This window comes from Streptomyces millisiae (genome assembly GCF_031845425.1).
GTDB classification, from domain to species: domain Bacteria; phylum Actinomycetota; class Actinomycetes; order Streptomycetales; family Streptomycetaceae; genus Streptomyces; species Streptomyces millisiae.
This window is the reverse complement of sequence record NZ_JAVREM010000431.1, coordinates 1-381: the sequence shown is the minus strand read 5'-3', so window position 1 is coordinate 381 and position 381 is coordinate 1. Positions and strand designations below refer to the sequence as shown.

Genomic DNA, 381 nt, shown 5'->3' with positions numbered 1-381 from the left:
GGGGTGTCCCCGCCGTCCTACCAGACCGGCGAGGACACCCCGACCAATCCGGCCTCGCCGTACGCGGCGAGCAAGGTGGCCGGCGAGGTGTACTTCAACATGTTCCGCAATCTGTACAACCTGGATTGCTCGCACATCGCCCCGGCCAATGTCTACGGCCCGCGGCAGGATCCGCACGGCGAGGCCGGCGTGGTGGCGATCTTCGCCCAGGCGCTGCTGGCCGGGCGGCCCACCAAGATCTTCGGTGACGGCTCCGATACCCGCGACTACGTGTACGTCGACGACGTGGTCGACGCCTTCGTGAAGGCGTCCGGGCCGGAGGGCGGCGGCCAACGGTTCAACGTCGGCACCGGGGTGGAGACCTCGACCCGCGAGATGCAC

At 69.0% G+C, this 381-nt stretch carries 1 protein-coding gene; it reads left to right on the top strand.

Annotated features, from left to right (window positions below; genetic code table 11):
* A partial coding sequence (locus RNC47_RS37435; protein WP_311605349.1) for an NAD-dependent epimerase/dehydratase family protein occupies window positions 1-381 on the top strand: 381 nt, incomplete at both ends.